Annotated in this window: 15 protein-coding genes; 11 read left to right on the forward strand and 4 right to left on the reverse strand. The window is 37.7% G+C overall.

Going from position 1 to position 21,203, the window contains the following annotated elements; genetic code table 11:
- Nucleotides 1–63 precede the first annotated feature (63 nt).
- Together Q4597_RS19105 and Q4597_RS19110 are read left to right on the forward strand one after the other, a co-directional pair.
- The gene (locus tag Q4597_RS19105; protein ID WP_408065846.1) at nucleotides 64–1,284 is read left to right on the forward strand and encodes a cation:proton antiporter; all 1,221 of its coding nucleotides are present in this window, start codon (nucleotides 64–66) and stop codon (nucleotides 1,282–1,284) included.
- A 185-nt stretch (nucleotides 1,285–1,469) separates the two neighbouring features.
- The gene (locus Q4597_RS19110) at nucleotides 1,470–3,296 is read left to right on the forward strand and encodes an FAD/NAD(P)-binding protein (protein ID WP_303407721.1); all 1,827 of its coding nucleotides are present in this window, start codon (nucleotides 1,470–1,472) and stop codon (nucleotides 3,294–3,296) included.
- A gap of 114 nt (nucleotides 3,297–3,410) precedes the next feature.
- On the opposite strand, the gene Q4597_RS19115 is transcribed toward Q4597_RS19110, so the two are convergent.
- Nucleotides 3,411–4,703, reverse strand: a complete 1,293-nt coding sequence (locus Q4597_RS19115; protein WP_303407722.1) for a Y-family DNA polymerase — start codon at nucleotides 4,701–4,703, stop codon at nucleotides 3,411–3,413.
- A complete protein-coding gene (locus Q4597_RS19120) occupies nucleotides 4,700–5,062 on the reverse strand; it encodes a S24 family peptidase (RefSeq protein WP_215912156.1) in 363 nt (120 codons plus the stop codon). The genes Q4597_RS19115 and Q4597_RS19120 overlap by 4 nt, the downstream gene beginning before the upstream one ends.
- 247 nt (nucleotides 5,063–5,309) lie before the next feature.
- On the opposite strand from Q4597_RS19120, the gene Q4597_RS19125 reads away from it, so the two are divergent.
- Nucleotides 5,310–5,651, forward strand: coding sequence for a hypothetical protein (locus Q4597_RS19125; RefSeq protein WP_289064160.1), 342 nt, complete (start codon nucleotides 5,310–5,312; stop codon nucleotides 5,649–5,651).
- A 44-nt stretch (nucleotides 5,652–5,695) separates the two neighbouring features.
- Nucleotides 5,696–6,586 carry a mechanosensitive ion channel family protein gene (locus Q4597_RS19130; protein WP_303407723.1) on the forward strand — a complete coding sequence of 297 codons (891 nt, stop codon included), beginning with the start codon at nucleotides 5,696–5,698 and terminating at the stop codon, nucleotides 6,584–6,586.
- Nucleotides 6,587–6,784: 198 nt separating this feature from the next.
- On the opposite strand, the gene Q4597_RS19135 is transcribed toward Q4597_RS19130, so the two are convergent.
- Both Q4597_RS19135 and Q4597_RS19140 read right to left on the reverse strand, forming a co-directional pair.
- Complete coding sequence (locus Q4597_RS19135) at nucleotides 6,785–7,234, reverse strand: PA2169 family four-helix-bundle protein (RefSeq protein ID WP_215912158.1); 450 nt, start codon at nucleotides 7,232–7,234, stop codon at nucleotides 6,785–6,787.
- Nucleotides 7,235–7,420: 186 nt separating this feature from the next.
- On the reverse strand, nucleotides 7,421–7,576 hold the full coding sequence (locus Q4597_RS19140) for a YqaE/Pmp3 family membrane protein (RefSeq protein WP_303407724.1): 156 nt from the start codon (nucleotides 7,574–7,576) through the stop codon (nucleotides 7,421–7,423).
- Between the two features lie 299 nt (nucleotides 7,577–7,875).
- Between Q4597_RS19140 and Q4597_RS19145 the strand changes: the two genes are divergently transcribed.
- The 7 genes from Q4597_RS19145 to Q4597_RS19175 all read left to right on the forward strand — a co-directional run bounded on the left by Q4597_RS19145 (nucleotide 7,876) and on the right by Q4597_RS19175 (nucleotide 21,202).
- Nucleotides 7,876–8,244, forward strand: a complete 369-nt coding sequence (locus Q4597_RS19145; protein ID WP_215442038.1) for a hypothetical protein — start codon at nucleotides 7,876–7,878, stop codon at nucleotides 8,242–8,244.
- A 684-nt stretch (nucleotides 8,245–8,928) separates the two neighbouring features.
- Nucleotides 8,929–11,910: a TonB-dependent receptor gene (locus Q4597_RS19150; RefSeq protein WP_303407725.1), complete on the forward strand. Its 2,982-nt coding sequence runs from the start codon at nucleotides 8,929–8,931 to the stop codon at nucleotides 11,908–11,910.
- A gap of 13 nt (nucleotides 11,911–11,923) precedes the next feature.
- Nucleotides 11,924–13,483, forward strand: coding sequence for a RagB/SusD family nutrient uptake outer membrane protein (locus tag Q4597_RS19155; RefSeq protein ID WP_303407726.1), 1,560 nt, complete (start codon nucleotides 11,924–11,926; stop codon nucleotides 13,481–13,483).
- 11 nt (nucleotides 13,484–13,494) lie between these two features.
- Nucleotides 13,495–14,808: a SusE domain-containing protein gene (locus tag Q4597_RS19160; RefSeq protein ID WP_303407727.1), complete on the forward strand. Its 1,314-nt coding sequence runs from the start codon at nucleotides 13,495–13,497 to the stop codon at nucleotides 14,806–14,808.
- 10 nt (nucleotides 14,809–14,818) lie between these two features.
- Complete coding sequence (locus Q4597_RS19165) at nucleotides 14,819–17,107, forward strand: alpha-amylase domain-containing protein (RefSeq protein WP_303407728.1); 2,289 nt, start codon at nucleotides 14,819–14,821, stop codon at nucleotides 17,105–17,107.
- A gap of 348 nt (nucleotides 17,108–17,455) precedes the next feature.
- Nucleotides 17,456–19,249, forward strand: a complete 1,794-nt coding sequence (locus Q4597_RS19170; protein ID WP_303407729.1) for a helix-turn-helix domain-containing protein — start codon at nucleotides 17,456–17,458, stop codon at nucleotides 19,247–19,249.
- 114 nt (nucleotides 19,250–19,363) lie between these two features.
- Nucleotides 19,364–21,202: a glycoside hydrolase family 13 protein gene (locus Q4597_RS19175; protein ID WP_303407730.1), complete on the forward strand. Its 1,839-nt coding sequence runs from the start codon at nucleotides 19,364–19,366 to the stop codon at nucleotides 21,200–21,202.
- Nucleotide 21,203 lies beyond the last annotated feature (1 nt).

Below are 21,203 nucleotides of genomic sequence, written 5' to 3' on the forward strand. Positions count from 1 at the left end.
AAAATTAAAGTTATTAAAGACTATTATTACATTCTCCTAGTATTCAGCTTCGTTATAGTACTAATGGCCTTTTTGCCATTAGTACTATCTCGTATAAAAGTTTCTTTTACCGTACCGTTGCTACTTATTGGTTTTTTAACCTATTACCTAGGGGTACCCGTAAATTGGCCTGAACCCATATGGGGCAATAAACAGGTAACAATAATTACGGAAATAATAGTAATTATTAGCCTTATGGGGGCGGGTTTAAAACTAGGCATGAGATATAGTCCTAGGCATTGGAAAAATACATTGCGGCTCATACTGATTACCATGCCGTTATACATCTCGTTTTTGTTTCTTATCTGTCATTATTTTTTAGGTTTTGATGGAGCATCTTCGCTATTAATTGCTGCCGTCTGTGCACCTACGGACCCTGTATTGGCAGCGGAGCTCCAGTTAAAAAAGGACGAAATGTATGATAAGAAAAATACGGGAATGCGCTATTTACTTACTTCTGAAGCTGGTTTGAACGATGGTATGGCGTTTCCGTTCGTGTTTTTGGCAATTTTATGGTCTCAAAGCACTTCATTTCAAAATATAGATCTCACCTATTGGTTTGGTTATTATATGGCGTTCAAGATTATTGGAGGGGTACTTATTGGAAGCTTATTGGGTTTTGTCTTTAGTTATCTGATTCGTAACCTAAAGTCCATACATAAAAACAAGGTTCTTTCCGGATTTGTTGGAATAGGTCTCGCATTTTTTTCTTTTAGCCTTGCAGAGCTATTGAGTACTTATGGATTCCTTAGCACGTTCTTTACCGGCTTGTTCGCACAATATCACTTTCACAAAAAACTGAAGCAAACTGAGCAAACGGACAATATAAATTTCGATGAAGATAAACAGGAGATTTTATTGTTCAACGAAAAGATAGAGGAGTTTCTAATAATGGTATGGACTATTCTTTTTGGAGGTTTTATAGCATCGGGAATTTTAAATTTTGCCACTTGGCAAGGAATAGTAATCGCTTTGGTTACTATTATTGTCATTAGACCTCTCACCGGTAGAATAGCTTTAATGGGAACTCCCTTTACGGAACCTAAAAAATGGGCCGTTTCATCCTTTGGAATTAAGGGGGTAGGCTCTTTTTTCTATTTGGCATTTGCGTTACATGAAGGGAATTTTATTGCTACTAACGAAGTTTATGCATTTGTGTCTTATGTAGTACTGTTCAGTATTTTAATTCATGGAATTACAGGGCCTAGTGTTATATCCTATTTCAAGAAAAATAATCCAGGTTAATGGATGTTTTATTTTAGACCTAGGTAGAAATTATACTCTATTCAATCTAAAAGAAAGATTTGATACTATGTATTAAGAGTATCAAATTATCGCTTTGCATCACTTTCGGATAAATACAAAAACTACATTTAATATTGCTTAACACCTTGTTTGTTATAAAATAACAGGATTAAAATGTAATGTATATGGAAATGCAAAAAACACCTAAAAAAAGATTGGCCATAATTGGTTCTGGCCCAATGGCCATATATCTATTGAAACATATAAACGACCGTGTAAACATCCTCAAACAAGAGATAGGTAGTATTATTATTTTTGAAAGTGGTAAAAACATGGGCATGGGTATGCCGTATACTCCAGAAACTACGGATGTTTATAATCTATCCAATATATCTTCCGAAGAAATTCCTGAGCTTATAGATACTTTGGGAGATTGGTTGCGTAAGCAGGATAAGTCGGTTTTACAATCTTTGAACATTACAGAGTTTCCTATCAACGATTCTGAAGTATATAGTCGTTTGGCGCTAGGACAATATTTTCGGTCGCAGTACATCCTATTGATTAATAAATTAAAGGCCAAGGGCGTTTCCATTACCGAATTTGCCGAAAACAAAATTGTAGATATTCTACCTGGATTTGATGAAGTTGGAGTGGTAGATCAAGACCACCATACGCATGTCTTGGACAAGATTGTTATAGCTACAGGCCATGAGTGGAAGAATGAGGAAAAGAGTGGAGCAGGCTATTTTTCCAGTCCATGGCCCATACATAAGATTTTACCTCAACAAGGCCACCTGTACAATTTTACGATTGGTATTTTAGGAGCTTCGCTGAGTGCTTTTGATGTGGTTACTTCTCTTGCGCATCGTCATGGAGAGTTTGTTAAAGAAGCTGGTCAACTGATTTTTAAACCACATAAGGACGCTCCCGATTTTAAAATTGTACTGCATTCCGCCGAAGGATGGTTGCCCCACCTGCAATATGAACAGCGTAAAAGCATTCGGGAAATTTACAGGCATACCAGCAGGGAAGAGATTTTGTCCTTAGTTGATGATTTGGGTTTCTTAAGATTGGAAACCTATTTTAATGAGGTTTGTAAACCTGCATTAAAAGAAGCACTTTTTAAAGATCGCTTAGAAGAGGTTGCCCATAGATTGGACTCTCCCGATTTCGGGTTTGCTAACTTTGTTGAGGTCATGTCCAAAAAACATGAATACACCAATTCCTTTAATGGAATGAAACAGGAAATGGTAGCTGCCAAAGATTCTGTGGAAAATAATAAACCCGTACATTGGAAAGAAACACTTGATGATTTAATGTACGGACTCAATTTTCATGCAGAACTACTGCCTGCCGAAGATCATTTCTTTTTTAGAAAAAAGGTAAAGCCTTTTTTAATGAACGTCATTGCTGCAATGCCCCTTTCATCCGCCAATATTCTTTTGGCACTCTATGATGCGGGTCGTATAGATTTAATTAGTGGGAAGGTGAAAATACTGAATTCCGATTCCAACTCTGGGACAACTCATGTTGAAGTAAAAGACTTGGAAGGAGAAACTAGAAGTATAGCTTACAAGATGTTTATTGAATGTGGAGGGGATGGTACTATAGAGTTGACGGACTATCCCTTTCCGTCACTCGTTTCCGCAAAAAGTGTTCGGGAAGCTAGGGCCAAGTTTTCATCTGAAAAGGGCAAAGAAGAAGTGGAGGAATATGTTTCTAAGGAAAAAATATTCTCAGAAAATGGCAGATTATACGTGTATACCGGGGGTATAGACATAGATACAGCATACCGGATTATTGATGGTAATGGAAATCCAAACAATCACATAAACAATATTGCCTTTACGCACACATTAGGGGTAAGACCTTATTCCTATGGGCTGCAAGCATGTAGTGCTACAAGTGAAATCTTGGTCGATTTTTGGTTGTCACAAATTTCGGGAGACAATACAGGAACCATCCAAATACGGGAAACCACTAAAATTTACGAAAGTAATACACATCTATAGAACTAACTCAGGGCTTTGCGGATTTCTTATCTTTGTTTAATTACCCAGATTTAATGCCAAGAGTGAATTTAATCAAAACATTTTGGGTGTACAGAATTGGTTTTTGGTTTTCTGCTATTGTATGATTTGTTCCGTTGAGCAATTGCCAATGGTTAAGAGCTCATTCCATTGAGTGGTGTATCTGGGACTGCGATGTTCTTTTATAAGCGCCCACTCCTTGTCACGGTTGCCCACCGTAGCAAGTTTAATTTTATTCTTACCGTACTTGCTGTTAAGATAATCCATTACATGCGTTATTGCAGGACTTTCAGTTTTGTGAGGGCTATTGAACAGATTAGTTTGGATAGTATTTTTATGCACCAATTGAGTTAGGTTGACACCTACTTTCTTGTAACGATAACCGGGTTTATAAATCTTCCGTAGGGCTTTAAGGGCTTCATTGGTTAGCTTGGCCGTACTATCCGTAGGGGTGTCTAGTGTAATAACTATTTTATTATAGTACTGCTTGTCTATGGCACTATGTTGATTGGTCTGTAAGAATACTTCCATTTTTGAGGCAGCACTGTGCTGCTGTCGCAGAAGGTCGGCAACTTCAGCTACATATGAGCTACAAGCTTCTTCTATTAATCCTAAATCCGTTAGTTTAAAACCGAATGATTTTGCAGTACCAATTCCTTTTTTCTCATTGGGAAATGATGTCAACTGCAAACAGGGCATATTGTTCAATTCTCTCCAAAGGCGTTCACCAATTACCGTCATCTCTTTCCTAACCCACGCAACCGGCATATTTGCAAAATCTAGGGCAGTTTTAATATTCTTGGATTCAAGCCGTATGGCATGTTTTTTACCTATTCCCCAAATATCCTTTACCCTAAGACTTTGTAACAGATATTTTCTTTTTTCTTCGGAATCAACAATGTAAACATTATTATTTGAAGGTATTTTTTTTGCTAATTTGTTGGCGAGTTTGGATAAGGATTTAGTTGTTGCAATTCCTACACCAACTGGTATTCCCGTATTTTTTTCAATTGTATTTTTAATATGATGGGCCAATTCTTGAAGGTTTTCCTTTTGGTAATGTGTCAAATCTATAAAGCTTTCGTCAATACTATATTCTTCTACCTGTGGCGAAAACAATTTTAGGGTATCCATAACTCTTCGGGACATATCACTATAAAGCGTATAGTTAGACGAAAAATAGGTGACGTCATGCTGATCCAGCAACTTTCTTATTTTAAAAACAGGTTGAAACATAGGAATTTCAGTTAACGCCTTAGCCTCTTTATTTGCGGCGATAATGCAACCATCATTGTTGCTGAGAACAACCACAGGTTTATTTTTAAGGTCTGGGCGGAAAACTTGCTCACAGGATGCATAAAAACTATTGCAATCTACCAACGCAATCATAAAACGGATTTAATTATAAAAGTTATAACTCCCCATATATTCAGCTCTGAGTTAAGATTTTTATCCATGTGCACTACATTAAAGGTATCATCCATAGTAGCCAACACGAGCTGATTGCTCTTTGGAGTCATGGATTTATCAACTATAAGCACATCATTCTCAACAATATTGAATTCTTGGAAATGGTTGTCGGCAACCCTAATAAAAAACGTTGCGGAAGGGTTCGTGACTAATATCTCGTTCAAGTCTATTCTAGGTTCGTTATAATGTGTTGCCGGGCTTGAAAAACCAGTTTGTACAGGTCTTTCGACCCTAAAATTTCTCTCGGATTTTTTTATCAGATTTATCTTCTGTTCCATTACACTTTAACTTGTTAGGCTAATTGATTTAAGACAACTATTATAAAACATGGAATTAATCCAAAATTACGGATATATTCCATATTAAAATGTTTTTGGCTCTAATTTTTATGTAATTACTATGGAATTTGCCCACTATAAATTGAACTCTCTTTTAGATTTTATCCGGTCAATTAAATACGAGTTAGAGCAACTGTATTGGGATTCAGGTAGGTAACTTCAACATTCAATAATTAAAATGTTAGATATGAGTACAATAATTAAATCTAGTAAAGAAGGATTAAATAACGAAGTTCAACAAAACCGAGGGCTTGGTAATGAATATGAAAGACAGGGAAATACTTCCGAAGAAGTTGGAAAACCTGTTGATAACGGTGGTGTTTCAATATCGGTAGATGAAGAGCATCTAAGAAAACAATGGTTGGCGGTAAGGGATGAATATTTGGCCAATTTTCCTGAATTGGATGGCGTGGATGACCACAATGAAAAGGATAACATAGGGGTCTTAATCAATAGTCTAGCGAAAAAAAGACAGCAAACCCCGGAAACCATACAGCATGAAATTATGAATTGGTCCGCTAGTAAATAAGTGGTCATCAGAATTTGTACTATTATAAAATCTAGCCAAGTGTTATGAAGGAAAGCGCAACTACTATATCAGAATCAATAACCTTGTTCTATAATAATTTTATAGAGCGGTTACCTGGGATAGGTATAGGCGTCCTTATCATAATACTTGGTTTATTATTAGGCTCATGGATAGGAGGTTTTGTAAAAAGAAGATTGGCCATCCGGACAGGTGATCCCTTAATGAGTAAATTTCTGGGGCAAGCTATCAAATACATCTTAGTTATTGTAGCCATAATGCTTGCATTGGAAGCTTCGGGTCTAGGTGCAATAGCAACTGGAATATTAACGGCGGCCGGTGCAAGTGCCGTGGTGCTGGGTTTTGCCTTTAAGGATATTGGTCAAAATTTTATCGCCGGAATCATAATGGCCTTCAGCAGACCATTTGATGTAGACGATACCGTGCAAATAGATGATAACTTTGGAAAGGTAAAAGCTTTAGAGTTTAGATATACAAAATTAAAGACTTTTGACGGGAAGGACGTTTACATTCCTAATAGTGATGTTTTGACCAAGCCGGTCACGAATTATACCGAGGACGGTTTTTTTAGATGGGACTTCAACATTGGTATTGCCTATGAGGATAACATTGAAGGGGCAAAGGAGACTGTTTTAAAAGCTTTAGGAAAGGAGCCAAATGTTATAGAGGATGAGGAACACGAAAATTTTGTGATTGAGGACGAACTAGCCACTAGCACAGTAAACCTAAAGGTGTTTTTTTGGGTAGATACTAAAGATTTCAGAAGGATGGCTCTGATTACTAAGGGTAATGTGGTGCGGAATGTAAAGGAAGAACTAGAATTGGCAGGTTTCTATATGCCAGCCGATATACAAGAGATAAAGTTATATGGAGGCGAAACGGAGTTTCCTGTGAAGGTTAGCTCATTATCGGAATAAAGGCGGGCTTCTTTTTTACATATAATTTTGACATGAGCTTGTGTACTGCGACTAATGGTTACAGCATATTACCGAAAAAATTTAAGGGTAGGGCAGAGTAGTTTGTCACGAACAAGGTTTAACACTATTTAACATCTATATAAACAAAAAAAAGGAGCTACTGTATAGTAGCTCCCAATCATTTACTACGTAGTAAACTTAAGCTAAATCTTCAAGAGACTTAATCTTATTCAAATCTGTTCTAATCTTTAATTTCTGATCACGTATAAGGGCAGCTATTGATGCGGGTAGCGTTGCATCATCCAGAACTTCATCATATTCTTCTATGGCCGCTTTGTCTCCTCTAATAGCTTCTTCCAACATAGACTCATCGTTATCTGCCGAAAAGAGGGCTTTGATATCCATCCAAGCTCTATGGATACTACCTGTAAAACTACTATTGTCGTCAATAGAATCATAACTGGCTATCATTTCCGTTCTTAAAGCATTGTTGAATTGAGCACGCTCGCGTGATTTGTTGTCAAAATAAGCCTTTAGATTTGGGCTATCTGCATTCTCTGCAGCTTTCTTATAGCCTTTTTCGGCATCTCTATTTTTCTCTAGTATCTCTTCTAATTGATCAACTAACTTTTCATATTTTGTTTCCATGATAATCTTATTTTATTTGGGTTAATAATGGTAAAGTTTCATTTTTTAGATAACATCTATTATTGCAATAACTAATTTTAATGACCTTAAAAGATTAATTCTATTAGTTGTAATAGATCCAACCTATTAATATGTACCAAGCCGTTGTTCGGTAGTTATTAAATTAGGTTCGTAGGCTGCGCGCCATTAATCATTATTTACGATAAAGGCATGGATTACACCTGGTAACCAAGCCAACATAGTAAGCAAGAGGCTTATCAAAAAAGTAAAGCCTAGACCATGTTTGAGAAATACGGACAATGGTGGTAATATTATATTTAAGATAATTGTGATTAAAGACATGATATATTAAATTTTGGTTCACACCAAAAGTAACTCCTACCTAGCAGAGTAGTTGACCGTAATCATGGTATGATTAACTGTATGACATCAAGGTAATCTAATGTGGCATTCACCTAAATTCAGAATCAATAATTTTAATCCATTTTGTTTTTGAATTTTTAGAGTTCTCTAGTTTTAGTCTTATAAGATTAGATTTTTAACCCTAAACCTTTTTCTCTCACAAATATTCCTTAACAGAGTTTGGAATAATTAATATCACGTTTAATTTCGGTCGTCAATGAATTTTAAAAAATGTAATTATGAAAAAGCACATAAAAAAAATAGCTGTTTTATTCTTCGTTACGGCCCTTATTGTTTCTTGTAGCAAAGACAATGACCCTGCCGATGATGATTTCTTTGTGGGAACTTATAAAGGTTCAATCAGTTATTCCGAGACTTCTGGAAACACAAGCATTTCTACGGACGATGGGCGTGTAACGTTAGTAAAAGTTGGAGATTCATATAATTTTGATTTTTCAGATGGGATTCCAAGTCTAAAAGGCATAAAAATTGACAAGAACGAGAATATCCTGATCAGTAGTGATGGAGGAATACAAATAGATGAAGGCAATCTTACTATAGCCTATACCAAAGATGGAGAGGTGTGGGGTGCAGATTGTACTAGATAGCAACAAATGAATTTAGCCGCTCTCAATTGAGCGGCTAATTTTTTTGCCTTTCCGTTTAAGAGCTAATAATTTTATGAAGTTGATTAAAATCCATTACCATTGATACATCAATTTCGTACGGTTTATTTATATCCCCTTCTTTAAAATTGTGCTTAGAACATTTTTTTGAATTATTGAAAGCATAGGTATTTCTCAAAAAAAGTTGAGACTAATTTAAACTCAATGCAAAACTTCTTGAGGTCAGATATTACAGCCTGAACATTTCTTATAACAAAGGCTTTTTTAAATTCTAATTACAAGAGGCGAGATACCGGATAGGGAAATCACCTTTTAATATTCATTATTTACATGGGGTATTATTATCGATTATAAAATTTATTGATAATGGATTAAGTAAATCCGCAATTCGTTTTTCTCTTTTAGTGCTGTTTTCAGTTTTTGTCATACCCTTTTAAGACATGGGTTTGTTTCATCAAAAATTCTTTAACCTTGCTACAATGTACTGAATATAAGTTGTTTAAGGTTTGTTCGACTGTCCAGAAAATCTTTTTGATTACAAGGTTTCAAATCTCAATTTAGGTCATTTTATAAAATGAAGCGAAATAGAGACTATCTAAAAGTAGTTTTATAAGGCAAATTAAAGAGTTCTCAACTCTTGACAACTAACTTAAACTTAACTCACTTATGCGAAAGAAAATTACAATGTTTTTCTTGGTGCTACTTTGTGCACCATTTTTTGCATTGGCGCAGCTAAACGTGACCGGAACGGTCATAGATGATTTGGGATTACCCTTGCCTGGCGCTTCAATTGTTTTAAAGGGAACTACTAATGGTGTTACCACAGATTTTGACGGAAACTTTTCCATACAGGCCAATGAAGGCGATGTATTGGTGTTTTCGTACATAGGTCTAAAGAATAAGGAGGTAATCGTTACTTCTGAAGTGGTAAATGTGGCCATGGAGAGCGATATATCACAACTTGATGAAGTCGTAATTATTGGTTATGGTACCACCACCAAAAAAGATGCCACCGGTGCAGTACAATTATTAACTGCCGATGACTTGAACAAGGGTGCCATTACTACTGCAGACCAAATGATTACCGGTAAATCTGCTGGTGTACGTGTGGTAAATAATGGTGGCGATCCAGATGCGGAAATTAACATAAGAATTCGCGGTGGTTCTTCCTTGAATGCTAATAACAGTCCATTGATAGTGATTGATGGAGTACCGTTATCGAATCAGAATCCCGCAGGGCAAGCAAATCCTTTAACATTGATAAACCCTAATGATATTGAATCTTTCTCAGTATTAAAAGATGCTTCTTCTACCGCTATTTATGGGTCTAGAGCTTCTAATGGGGTTATTATAATCACTACAAAGTCCGGTACTAAGGGAGCACCTCAATTTAATTTCTCCTCTAATGTACAGGTGGGGACATTGAGCAATCAAATAGATATTTTTGATTCTGCAGGGTTCGTAGATTTTATTCAGGGAACTTATCCGGATAGTGCAGGATTTTTAGGGTTAAACGGTACTGTTTATAATACCAATTGGCAGGAAGAGATTTACAGAACCTCTTACACCATTAATAACAACCTAACGGCCAGAGGGAATTTATTTAACAAAATCCCAATAAGAGCTTCTTTTGGACATTCTGAAATTGCAGGTATTTTAAAAGAATCCCAATTGGACAGGTATACGGCTTCTTTAAATATTGCTCCTGAGTTTTTTAATGAACATTTAAAAGTTACTATTAACGCAAAGGGTATTGCTACTGAAAAAGACCAACCGGATTCGGGAGCCATAGGCAGTGCGTTGGCTTCCAACCCTACATTACCCATTTATGACCCACAGGGAGGAATTTTTGGTGGTTATTACCAGTTGACCGATGATCAAGGTATTGTTGGTCCGGCAAACCCATTGGCCTTGTTAAAACAAAGAGAGCGTAATGAAGATGCGGACCGCTTTATTGGTAGCGCTGAGTTTAGATATAAGATACACGGTTTGGAAGATTTAACGGCCGTGGTAAATACGGGTATTGATTACTCGGAATCTACCATAAACGAATATTTCTTGCCAAGTGCTGTTGGGGCATATACGGTATTTAATGGTCTACCAATTTTCAACAACTTTAGCGAGAGTTTCAGCGAAAAACAAATAAAGAGAGACCACTTATTGGATGCGTATTTATCCTATGCCAAGGATTTTAGTGGGGCATTGAATAAATTGGATGTGCAAGCGGGCTACGCTTACCAAAACTTTACGAATCAGGGAACTACTTTTCCGACAACTACAGAAAATGGTTTTCGTGAGCCACAACAACCGTTTAAATATTACACAGAATTGAATTTGCAATCGTTCTTTGCCAGGGCAAATTTAACTTTTTACAATAATTTCTTGTTTACGGCTTCTGTGAGGGCAGATGCTTCTTCTTTATTTTCTGAAGACGATAGATGGGGCTATTTTCCAGCCGCCGCTTTAGCTTGGAAATTAGATGAAGAGAATTTTTTAGAGGGAGCTAATTGGATAGACCAATTGAAATTAAGGATTGGTTGGGGACTCACAGGGCAACAAGACATTACAGGTCCGGTGGGCTACTTTCCGTATACCGCTTTGTACGATGATGGCGATCCAACCGTAAGTTATATTTTCGGGAATGAGGTGGTTACCACCTATAGGGCTAACGCCTTTAACCCAGATTTAACTTGGGAAAAAACCTCCACTTATAACGTTGGTATTGACTTTGATTTCTTCTCCAATGTTTTGAGTGGTAGTGTGGATGGTTATATCCGGAATACAACTGACTTGTTAGCAGAGGTACCACAGTCCGAAGGTGCCTTAAGAAACAGATTTGTGAGTAACGTGGGGGAAACTGAGAGTAAAGGTTTTGAAGCTGCGTTACAGTTCAGGCCAATCCAGACAGATAATTTTTCGTTGGAATTCAATGCGAATGCAGCTTTTAATGAAACCTATATTACTGATCTAGATAATATTACCCAGTTTTCAAGCGGCGGTGGTATTGGTCGTGGTACCGGTATAAACATTGGGCAAACTGCAGTTGGTGAGCGTAATCGTACGTTTTGGTTATATGAGCAGGTTTATGATGCTGATGGAAAAGTTATTGAGGATGCTTTTGTAGATCAGAATGGTGATGGAGTTATCTCTGATGCCGATAGAAGATTTATTCCTTTTGAACCCAAATGGACATATGGTTTTGGAACCTTTGTGCAATATAGGAACTTAGATTTAACAGTAAATTTAAGAGGACAACTTGGGGGTAACGTATATAACGCCAACCTATTGAATAGAGGATTTGCACAGGCAGCTATTCCACAAACAGATTCTGGCTTTATCAACAACACTTTGGATTTGTTTGATGGTGTGCAATACAACGGGTTTCCAGAAATCCCTTCGGATACACAAGCGTTGTCGGACTTTTACTTATCGGATGCTTCATTTTTAAGATTGGATAACATAACCATAGGTTATAGCCTTAAACCATTTGAAGATAAGAAATTGAGCCTAAGGTTCTATGGTTCGGCCAACAACGTATTTGTTATCACGGATTATGATGGTTTAGACCCTGAGAATTTTGATGGTATTGAGACTTCGCCCTATGCACGTCCACGTACCTACACATTAGGATTGAATCTTGACTTCTAAAAACTAACTACAGATGATTAAAAAGATAATATTCGGACTATTTACAGCTACGGTTTTAGTGGGCTGTACAGACGATTTAAATACAGAACCAAGAGTAGAGCAGAGTTTGGGTAACCTATTGGATTCGGACCCTAATGCCACATTAGGAATTCTGGGCAAACTATATGGAGGCTTGGCCCTGCACGGTATTGGTATACCGGGTAGTAGTAACCAACAAGCGGATATCGCTGGAGATGACCCAGGGGAAACCGTATTCTTCAGGGCAATCTGGAATATGCAAGAACTCACTACCGATATAGCCAAAAACCGATGGGGAGATGGCGGGCTAGACCCATTGACTACAGCAACCAACTGGGTACCTACCAACAAATTCTTTGGCTATCTATATAATAGAAGTTATTTCAACATTGCACAGATAAACAACTTTATTATAGATGTGCAGAGAACCGATGAGCCAAATGCAGATGTATATGTGGCTGAAGCTCGTTTTTTACGTGCCTTGTTCTACTACTACCTAATGGATACTTTTGGAGGTGTTGTATTGGTCACGGAAGCAGACGGTGTAACGGGTGTGAGTAGAGCAAAGAGTACCCGAACGGAAGTTTTCGAGTTTGTGGAGAGTGAACTATTGACAGTAGAAGAAACCATTCCTGCGAGCAATGAATATGGTAGGGCAAACAAAGCAGCGGTACACATGTTGTTGTCTAAAATCTATTTGAACGCCCAAGTATACACAGGCACAGATAGGTATTCAGATGCTTTAATCTATAGTGAGAAGGTAATTTTAGAGTCGTCGTTTACGTTAGATGACGATTACCAATCCATCTTTCAAGGAGATAACTTTACATCTCCAGAAATTATTTTCCCAATTATTGGAGATAGAAATTCCGTACAATCCTTTGGTACGGCAACCTATCTTACTAATGGTAGTTTAGGCGATACCACCATGCCAATTGCAGAATTTGGAAATTCTGAAAGTTGGTTCGGGCACCGTTGTACTCCAGCTATTTACGGTTTGTTCGGTGATTTGGAAACAACTGGGGATAGCAGGGCTATCTTCTGGACGGAAGGCCACAGTTATGAGATGGATGATTATCGTACTTGGGAAAGTGGTTACCCAACTACCAAGTTTCAAAATCAATACTCGGACGGTAGTTCGGGTCAAAGTAATTTTTCCGATACGGACATTCCTTTATTCCGTTTGGCAGATGCCTATTTAATGTACGCCGAAGCCCAATTTAGGGGAGGCGGCGGTTCTGCTGCTCAGGCGGTTGATTATATCAATGCCCTGCGAGAAAGAGCATATGGGGATACTAGCGGTAACATTACCGAAGCAGACCTTACCGAGCAATTTTTGATAGACGAGCGTGCGCGAGAGTTGTATTATGAGGGGCATAGAAGACAGGATTTAATACGTTTTGACCGCTTTACGGGAGGAACTTACAATTGGCCGTGGAAAGGTAATGTGGTAGATGGAACATCAATTCCGGACCATTACAATCTATTTCCGTTTCCATTGGAAGCCTTACAGGCAAACCCGCTATTGGAACAAAACCCAGGCTATACTAACTAAAAACTAAAACGATGAACAGAAATTTGGTATTTATATACACATCCATCGTAGCAATGGCACTTTTAGTGACAGGTTGTAGCGATGATGACGAAAGTATTAGAGTAAGTGATGCTGCTAGCACCCAATTAACTTTGTCTTCTATGGACGCTCTTAATCTAACGAGAGATATGACGGGTGAAACTGTACTGGGCCTCAATTGGTCGGCACCTGATTTTGGTTTCTCAGGAGCGGTACCTACCTATAACGTAGTTCTAGGTGTAGATACGGACACGGAAGCAATGCCCGCGCGCATAAATGTTGGCAATGTACTCAGCAAAAATTTCTTTGCGGAAGAACTGAATGAAGCCATTTCGGATGCCGGTGCGTTGGCAGGCTTGGAAAATGAAGTTAAAATTTGGGTAGAAGCTTTATTGGGTAAGGAGGTGGTAGCTTCCTCGGCTGAGCGGGCATTGACCATTACAGGTTATGCTACCTCATTTGATCTAAGTTCCCCTTGGGGACTGATAGGTTCGGCCACGCCAACAGGATGGGATGGTCCAGATGTGCCGGTATATGCAACGGCTATTGCAAATGAATTTGTTGCATATGTTACCTTAACGGACGGCGAGCTAAAAATTAGAAGAGACAACGATTGGACGGTTAATTATGGAGATACCGGGGCAGACGGTACCCTAGACCTAGATGGTGATAATATTCAGGTTACCTCAGGTACTTATAAAGTCATGTTTAGCTTAAATGATTTTAGCTATGCCATTGAACCGTTTACATGGGGATTAGTGGGTGATGCTACGCCAACTGGATGGGATGGTCCGGATACACAACTAACCTATGACTCTTCTACTGACCAATGGAGAGCGGTACTAACTCTAACCGATGGTGAAATGAAGTTTAGGCAGAACAATGATTGGGCCGTAAACTTTGGGGATTCCGGGGCTGATGGTACCCTAGAAGAAAATGGCGATAACATTCTTGTAGAGGCTGGTAACTATCTGGTTTCTGCAGACTTTACTAATAATCTTTATACCATAGAGCCTACGGATATTTGGGGCTTGGTAGGTGATGCCGCACCAAATGGGTGGGATGGTCCCAATATGCGTTTCAATCCGGATTATGCCAATGAAGGGGTATGGATTCTAGAAAACGTGACAGTATTAGATGGTGAAATTAAGTTCAGAACTAATGATGCGTGGGATTTAAATTATGGCGATGATGGTAATGACGGTACCTTAGAATCAGATGGCGCTAATATTCCGGTAAGTGCAGGTACTTACACCATCAAACTTTTCTTGGCAGATGCCGATAACCCAACCTATACTATCGAATAAATTAAAAATTATGAAAATCAAAAACTATATAAAAATAAGTCTAGCTGCGCTAACTGTATTGATCGCAGCCTGTACCAATGATGATTTTTCAGAGCTAAAGGTAAAAGAAGCCAACGATGCCGAAGATTTAGCTTCTGGTTCGGCAGTCGGAAGAACGGAAGCATTAGTGCCAGGTAATGGTGTTATGATGCAGGCCTTCTATTGGGACGTAACCGAAGGAGGAATATGGTGGGACAATGTTGAATCTAAGTTGAATGGCTGGGCGGCAAATGGTATTGATGCTATCTGGATACCGCCTATTTCTAAAGGCCAGAGTGGTGGCTTTTCCATGGGGTACGACCCCGCAGATTACTTTGACTTTGGTGATTTTCAGCAACATGGTACTGTTGAGACTCGTTTTGGTAACCGTGAAGAGTTGGAAAAAATGATCGGTACTGCTCACGAGAATGACATTGCCGTAATTGCGGATATTGTTTTAAACCATAACTCGGGCGGTCAGTTGGAATACAATGAGTTTAGGCAAATTGAAACTTATACATTGTTTGAGCCTGCATCAGGTTTGTTCAATAGAACTTGGTTAAACTATTTGCCTAATGCAGAAAATTTGGAAGACGAAGGTCGTTTTGGCGGTTTCCCGGATTTGGATTTAAATAATGAGTATGTGCGAGATTGGTTATGGAATTCGGAGGAGTCCGTTGCTAATTACTATATGAACACGTTGAAAATTGATGGTTGGAGATTCGATTTTGTAAAGGGCTTTTCTCCTGATGTTGTTAAGGACTGGATAGCCACCGTAGGTGGGTATAGTATAGGCGAGAATTTTGATGGAAATGTAGAAGGCGTTGTACGCCCTTGGATAGAAGCATCCGGCGCCAATGCTTTTGATTTTCCCAACTTCTTTAATATGCGAAATGCTTTCTTGAACGGTAATTTAAACGAGTTGGTTAAACCAAGTTTAATTTCTACAGTACCGGACAAGGCAGTAACTTTTGTAGGTAATCATGATACAGAAGCCAGGGATGGTAGTAATGAGTTTCCTGATGAGTTTGAAACGCATGCATATGCTTACATCATGAGTGCTCCCGGATATCCATGTGTTTTTTACTCGCATTATGAGGCTAGTGGAGAGGAACAAAAAACTAAAATCAATCAGTTAATTAAGATTCGCTCAGAACTAGCTGCGGGAGATTGGACTGTAAACCATGTTTCTAATGAGGAATTTGTAGCGATTAGGGGTGGTGATGCAGAGAAGCCAGGTTTGGTACTTTACATTAATCTTAGTGGGGCAGAGGTAACAAGAGAGGTTCAAACCCATTGGGCCAATGCCTACATCAAAGATTACACAGAAGAATACTTGATTTTTGAGCAATCAGATGCTAATGGAACGGTAACATTAAAAGCACCTGCAAATGGGTATGCAATCTGGGCGGCTACGCAAGATGAACAATTAGCTTTTCCCGAAGCTTTATATGTGCCTGGGGGCTATCAAGGTTGGGATCCAGTTTCTGCGCCAATGCTTAATGCGGTAGAATTACCAAACCTAGCAGGTACCTATAGGGGGCATGTGAGATTTACAGATGCGAGTAACGAATTTAAACTTACGGATGCAGCTAACTGGGAAAATGGAATATATGGTGATGAGGGTGACGGTACTTCGGGTGTACTTGTTTCTCCTGGAAATAATATTGTTTTATCAGGTCCTCAAGATTATGAAATCAATGTAGACTTAGTTAATAATACATTTTCTGCAAACACTTGGGCAATAATTGGTTCTGCCACGCCAAATGGTTGGGATGACCCAGATTCTGACATGTCTTATGATTTTGATAGAAATGTTTGGACAATTACTGCGAACCTTACTGATGGAGAATTAAAGTTCAGGGCCAACAATGGTTGGGACGTAAATCTTGGAGATGCTGGCGCTGAAGGTTCGTTAGAAGATGGAGGTGGGAATATTCCTGTAACCGCCGGTAGTTATCAGATAGATTTGGACGTTGTCAATAAAACTTTTAGTCTTGGTACTTGGGCAATTATAGGTTCTGCAACCCCTAACGGATGGGACGACCCCGATACGGATATGGTTTACGATATGACCAATAATGTATGGACAATAACTACTGATTTGTTGCCGGGTGAAATGAAATTTAGGTTTAACGATACGTGGGATGTAAACTTAGGTAATACCGGAACTGATAATTCATTACGTCAAGATGGAGATAATATTATGATATCAACTGCAGGCAGTTATACAATCAACTTAGATATTATGACCAATACGTATACTATTAATATGAATTAGGAAGTTAGTTTAGTTAGTTTATTAGTTCATAAAGGTTGTCATTTGGCGACCTTTATTTTTTTAGTTTACCCCATCTTAAAAATTAAATTTACGGTTGTCAATTGTCATTCGTTATTTCTATATTATTTCAAGTCAAATACTATATTTGAGAAGTAGGTTCTTAATGGCTTTGACCTACTTATATGGCGAACGGTAATCTCGGTTCATTTACATTTATTAAAAGTTTTGGGTTAAATGATTTTCAATAAAATTTTCGGACAAATTTTTTTAACGGCTAATTATTTCAAATTTTTTTGGATAGCCATAATTTATCTGAACATAGGCAGTTTGGTCGCTCAAACAAATTTTGTGATAGATTATGTGCCAAAAGACACCAAACCATCAGACATACTGTATTTAACGGGAACATTTAATAATTGGAACCCTGCAGATGTAAATTACAAGTTTACAAGAAAAACTGATGGAACATATGAGTTAAGAAATAAGTTTTTTAATGGGTCTTGGATATCCTATAAAATTACTAGAGGTAGTTGGGCTACTGTAGAGGTCAAAAAAGATGGAACACCGCTAACGGTAAGAAAACACTCTTTTAACAATGCAACAGAAGAAACGTTAGTCTTACAAGTGGCGGGTTGGTCCGACACTTTTTACGAACTAACCAAACCTAAAGAAGTAACGATTCTTATAACGGAAATACCCCGAAACACTCCTCCAAATTCCTCAATATATATATGTGGTAATTTTAATGGTTGGGTACCAGGAGATCAACGTTACAAAATGAAACAGCTTGCCAACGGAAACTATCAAATAGAGGTTCCTGTTTATACAGCGCCGTTGGAATATAAGTTTACTCGCGGTAATTGGCTAACAGTTGAGGGTAATAGCTATGGCAGGCCTATACCCAATCGTATATTGAGTAGTAAAGAAATTAGTCTGAACCAGCCCATAAAAAACAGAATAACATATTGGGAAGACCAGTCTTATGGTATATTTAACCCTTATACCTTACTTTTAATCCTTACAGCTTTACAAGGCTTTTTTCTAATATTCATTATTAATTCCGGTAGGAACAATAACAAGTGGGCCAATCAGGCATTAAGTGTTCTCATTTTTATCATATCGTTTACATTAATTTCTAGAGTAGTAATATATGATCGTGTAATCTATACAGATTATCCAAGACTATCACTATTAACTGATTTAGTCTTTTTCTTATATGGCCCCATTTTTCTAATATATATTGAAAGGTTATTGCAACATAGTAAAAAGTCCTTTTTGGCCTATTGGCCCCATTTTATACCCTTTTTAATACAGATTGCTTTATACATCACTTTTTCTTTTAATCCCACACATACCTTTATTGAGCAAAATTTATTTCAATCACTAGAATCTCCACCATACGCATTTTATGAAGTAATTGTACTGCTGGCGTTAGTTTTCAATATATGGTATTGGTTTAGAATTAAAGGGAAAATTAAAAAGTACTTTAAAAATATTGAAGTCAATTATTCTACAGATCAGAATATAAAATATTTGAATGTGATAATGTTGGTGCTTGGGATGTGTTTAGTATTATGGACGGTAATTGTTCTAGTTGATATCTATAGTACCTATAGTAATTATCCCATAAACTATACAGCAAATTTATTGATAGATATATTATGGGCCGTTTTTTCGGTGGTGGTTTATTTATTGGGGTATTTTGCTATAATGCAACCGGAAATTTTTAGAATGGCCGTTGTAGAAGTAGAAGAGTCAACACCGGAAGAAAATCGTTCGCAAATCAATACAAGCGAGTTGAAGGAACTTAAGCAGGCATTGCATTTAAAAATGATTCAAGAACAGGTTTATTTAAATCCAGAATTAAGTTTGCCGGAATTGGCCGAAAAAATGGATACCAATGTGCATACCCTATCCAAAACTATTAATGCGGGATATTCCAAAAATTTTAGGGATTTTGTAAACTATTACAGAATTCAAGATTTTATTGAGCGTGCCCAAGACGAAAAATACAAGAACCAGACCTTTTTGGCTATTGCTTTGGCCGTAGGTTTCAATTCCAAATCATCCTTTAACCGGTCATTTAAAAAAGTAACCGACAAATCGCCTAGAGAATATTTTAATGATCTGAAAGCGGACTAGTCCTTAATCTTAGAATAAGTATCATTTTACAATATATATAGACCAAGTTATAATATAAGTCGATATAGAAGCCAATTCTCTATAGTTTAGTCTTCTCAACTAAAACTAAATAAGATGAAAATTGCAACAACCTTAATGTTGGCTTTGGTATTTTCTTTTACTCAACTAACAGCCCAAAATTCAATAGATAGATTAGAACCGCCCAACTGGTGGGTAGGGATGGAGTATAATACTATAGAATTGTTGGTTCATGGTAATGATATTGCATCTCATGATGTAACCTTAAAACCTTATGAAAATGTGCAATTACTGAGCACTAAAAAGGGAGCCAATCCAAACTATTTATTTTTGAAGTTACATATAGAGAATACTGCGAAGCCAGGGAATTTGCAGTTAAACTTCCAGAAAAATGGAGCATCAATTTTTGTACAATCTTATGAAATAAAAGAGCGGGAAAACAACCGTAGAAATATAGAAGGCTTCAATACTTCGGACGCCATCTATTTGATTACACCGGACCGTTTTGTAAATGGTGACCCAAGTAACGATGCTGTTAAAGGAATGGTAGAAAAACCTAACCGAAATGATAAGGATGGAAGGCATGGAGGTGATGTAGCCGGAATTGTAAATCATTTGGGAGACATTAAGGATATGGGATTTACCGCCATTTGGACGAACCCAATTTTAGAAAATAACATGCCTAGTTATAGCTATCACGGTTATGCAATCACCGATTTTTATAAAGTAGACCCACGTTACGGAAGTAATGAATCCTTTAAGGCAATGTGTGATAAAGCTTCTGAAATGGGAATGAAGGTAATTATGGATATGATTGCCAACCATTGTGGACTAGAACATTGGTGGATGAAGGATTTACCATCTGATGATTGGATAAATCAATGGGATACTTATACCCAAACCAACCACAAAAAAACGGTGGTACTGGACCCATATGCAACAAAAAAAGATACGAAGGAATTTTTTGATGGCTGGTTTGTTCCAACAATGCCAGACTTAAACCAGCGTAATGAATCTATGGCCAAATATTTGATTCAAAATACTCTTTGGTGGATAGAGTATTCAGGTATTTCTGGCATCCGTATGGATACATACCCTTATCCTGATATGTATTTTATGCGAGACTGGACAGCAGCAGTAATGACCGAGTACCCTGATTTTAATATAGTAGGAGAAGAGTGGGTATTGCGTCCAACGATTGTTTCGTACTGGCAAAAGGGAAAAGAGAATACCAATGGCTATACATCAGAATTAAAAAGTGTTATGGACTTCCCGGTACAACACGCACTTACCACTTCATTAAATGACCCAAATTCATGGAATGCTGTTTACGAGGAATTAGGTCAAGATTATTTGTACCCGGATCCTAACAACTTGGTTGTATTTCCTGATAATCATGACATGAGCCGTATTTATACACAATTGATTGAAGATGAAGATTTGGTTAAGCTGGCCCTTACCTATATAGCTACTGTTCGTGGAATACCACAAATATATTACGGAACAGAAATATTAATGGGCAATAAAGGCACAGAAGATCATGGAGTTATCCGTATGGATTATCCTGGCGGATGGAAAAAAGATAAGGTAAATGCCTTTTCTGGAGAAGGTCTTACAGAGTCACAGGTGGAAACGAAGAATTACCTCACTCAACTTTTTAAATGGCGAAAAGATAATAAGGCAATTCATAACGGTAAGCTCGTTCATTTTGCCCCGGTCAATAACACCTATGTTTTCTTTAGGTATACAAAGGATGAAATGGTTATGGTGATATTGAACAAAGATAAAGACCCCATCAATGTAGATATACAAGAGTATAAAGAAGTACTTAAAGGAAAGCTTTCCGGAAAGGACATTTTAACAGGAAAACTTTACAATGCCGTAGACCATCTGCAAGTTTCAGGAAAAACAGCGATGATTATAGAGGTTGAGTAAT

The organism is Zobellia sp. 1_MG-2023 (assembly GCF_030549125.1).
GTDB classification, from domain to species: Bacteria; Bacteroidota; Bacteroidia; order Flavobacteriales; family Flavobacteriaceae; genus Zobellia; species Zobellia russellii.

What these genes read in the sequence shown, in the direction of transcription:
- Q4597_RS19120 (WP_215912156.1), bottom strand. Translation starts at nt 5,062, where the DNA reads ATGGAACAGAAGATAAATCTGATAAAAAAATCCGAGAGAAATTTTAGG.
- Q4597_RS19145 (WP_215442038.1), top strand. Translation starts at nt 7,876, where the DNA reads ATGAAAAAGCACATAAAAAAAATAGCTGTTTTATTCTTCGTTACGGCC.
- Q4597_RS19130 (WP_303407723.1), top strand. Translation starts at nt 5,696, where the DNA reads ATGAAGGAAAGCGCAACTACTATATCAGAATCAATAACCTTGTTCTAT.
- Q4597_RS19125 (WP_289064160.1), top strand. Translation starts at nt 5,310, where the DNA reads ATGAGTACAATAATTAAATCTAGTAAAGAAGGATTAAATAACGAAGTT.
- Q4597_RS19105 (WP_408065846.1), top strand. Translation starts at nt 64, where the DNA reads ATGGCCTTTTTGCCATTAGTACTATCTCGTATAAAAGTTTCTTTTACC.
- Q4597_RS19135 (WP_215912158.1), bottom strand. Translation starts at nt 7,234, where the DNA reads ATGGAAACAAAATATGAAAAGTTAGTTGATCAATTAGAAGAGATACTA.
- Q4597_RS19140 (WP_303407724.1), bottom strand. Translation starts at nt 7,576, where the DNA reads ATGTCTTTAATCACAATTATCTTAAATATAATATTACCACCATTGTCC.
- Q4597_RS19150 (WP_303407725.1), top strand. Translation starts at nt 8,929, where the DNA reads ATGCGAAAGAAAATTACAATGTTTTTCTTGGTGCTACTTTGTGCACCA.
- Q4597_RS19155 (WP_303407726.1), top strand. Translation starts at nt 11,924, where the DNA reads ATGATTAAAAAGATAATATTCGGACTATTTACAGCTACGGTTTTAGTG.
- Q4597_RS19115 (WP_303407722.1), bottom strand. Translation starts at nt 4,703, where the DNA reads ATGATTGCGTTGGTAGATTGCAATAGTTTTTATGCATCCTGTGAGCAA.
- Q4597_RS19165 (WP_303407728.1), top strand. Translation starts at nt 14,819, where the DNA reads ATGAAAATCAAAAACTATATAAAAATAAGTCTAGCTGCGCTAACTGTA.
- Q4597_RS19175 (WP_303407730.1), top strand. Translation starts at nt 19,364, where the DNA reads ATGAAAATTGCAACAACCTTAATGTTGGCTTTGGTATTTTCTTTTACT.
- Q4597_RS19160 (WP_303407727.1), top strand. Translation starts at nt 13,495, where the DNA reads ATGAACAGAAATTTGGTATTTATATACACATCCATCGTAGCAATGGCA.
- Q4597_RS19110 (WP_303407721.1), top strand. Translation starts at nt 1,470, where the DNA reads ATGGAAATGCAAAAAACACCTAAAAAAAGATTGGCCATAATTGGTTCT.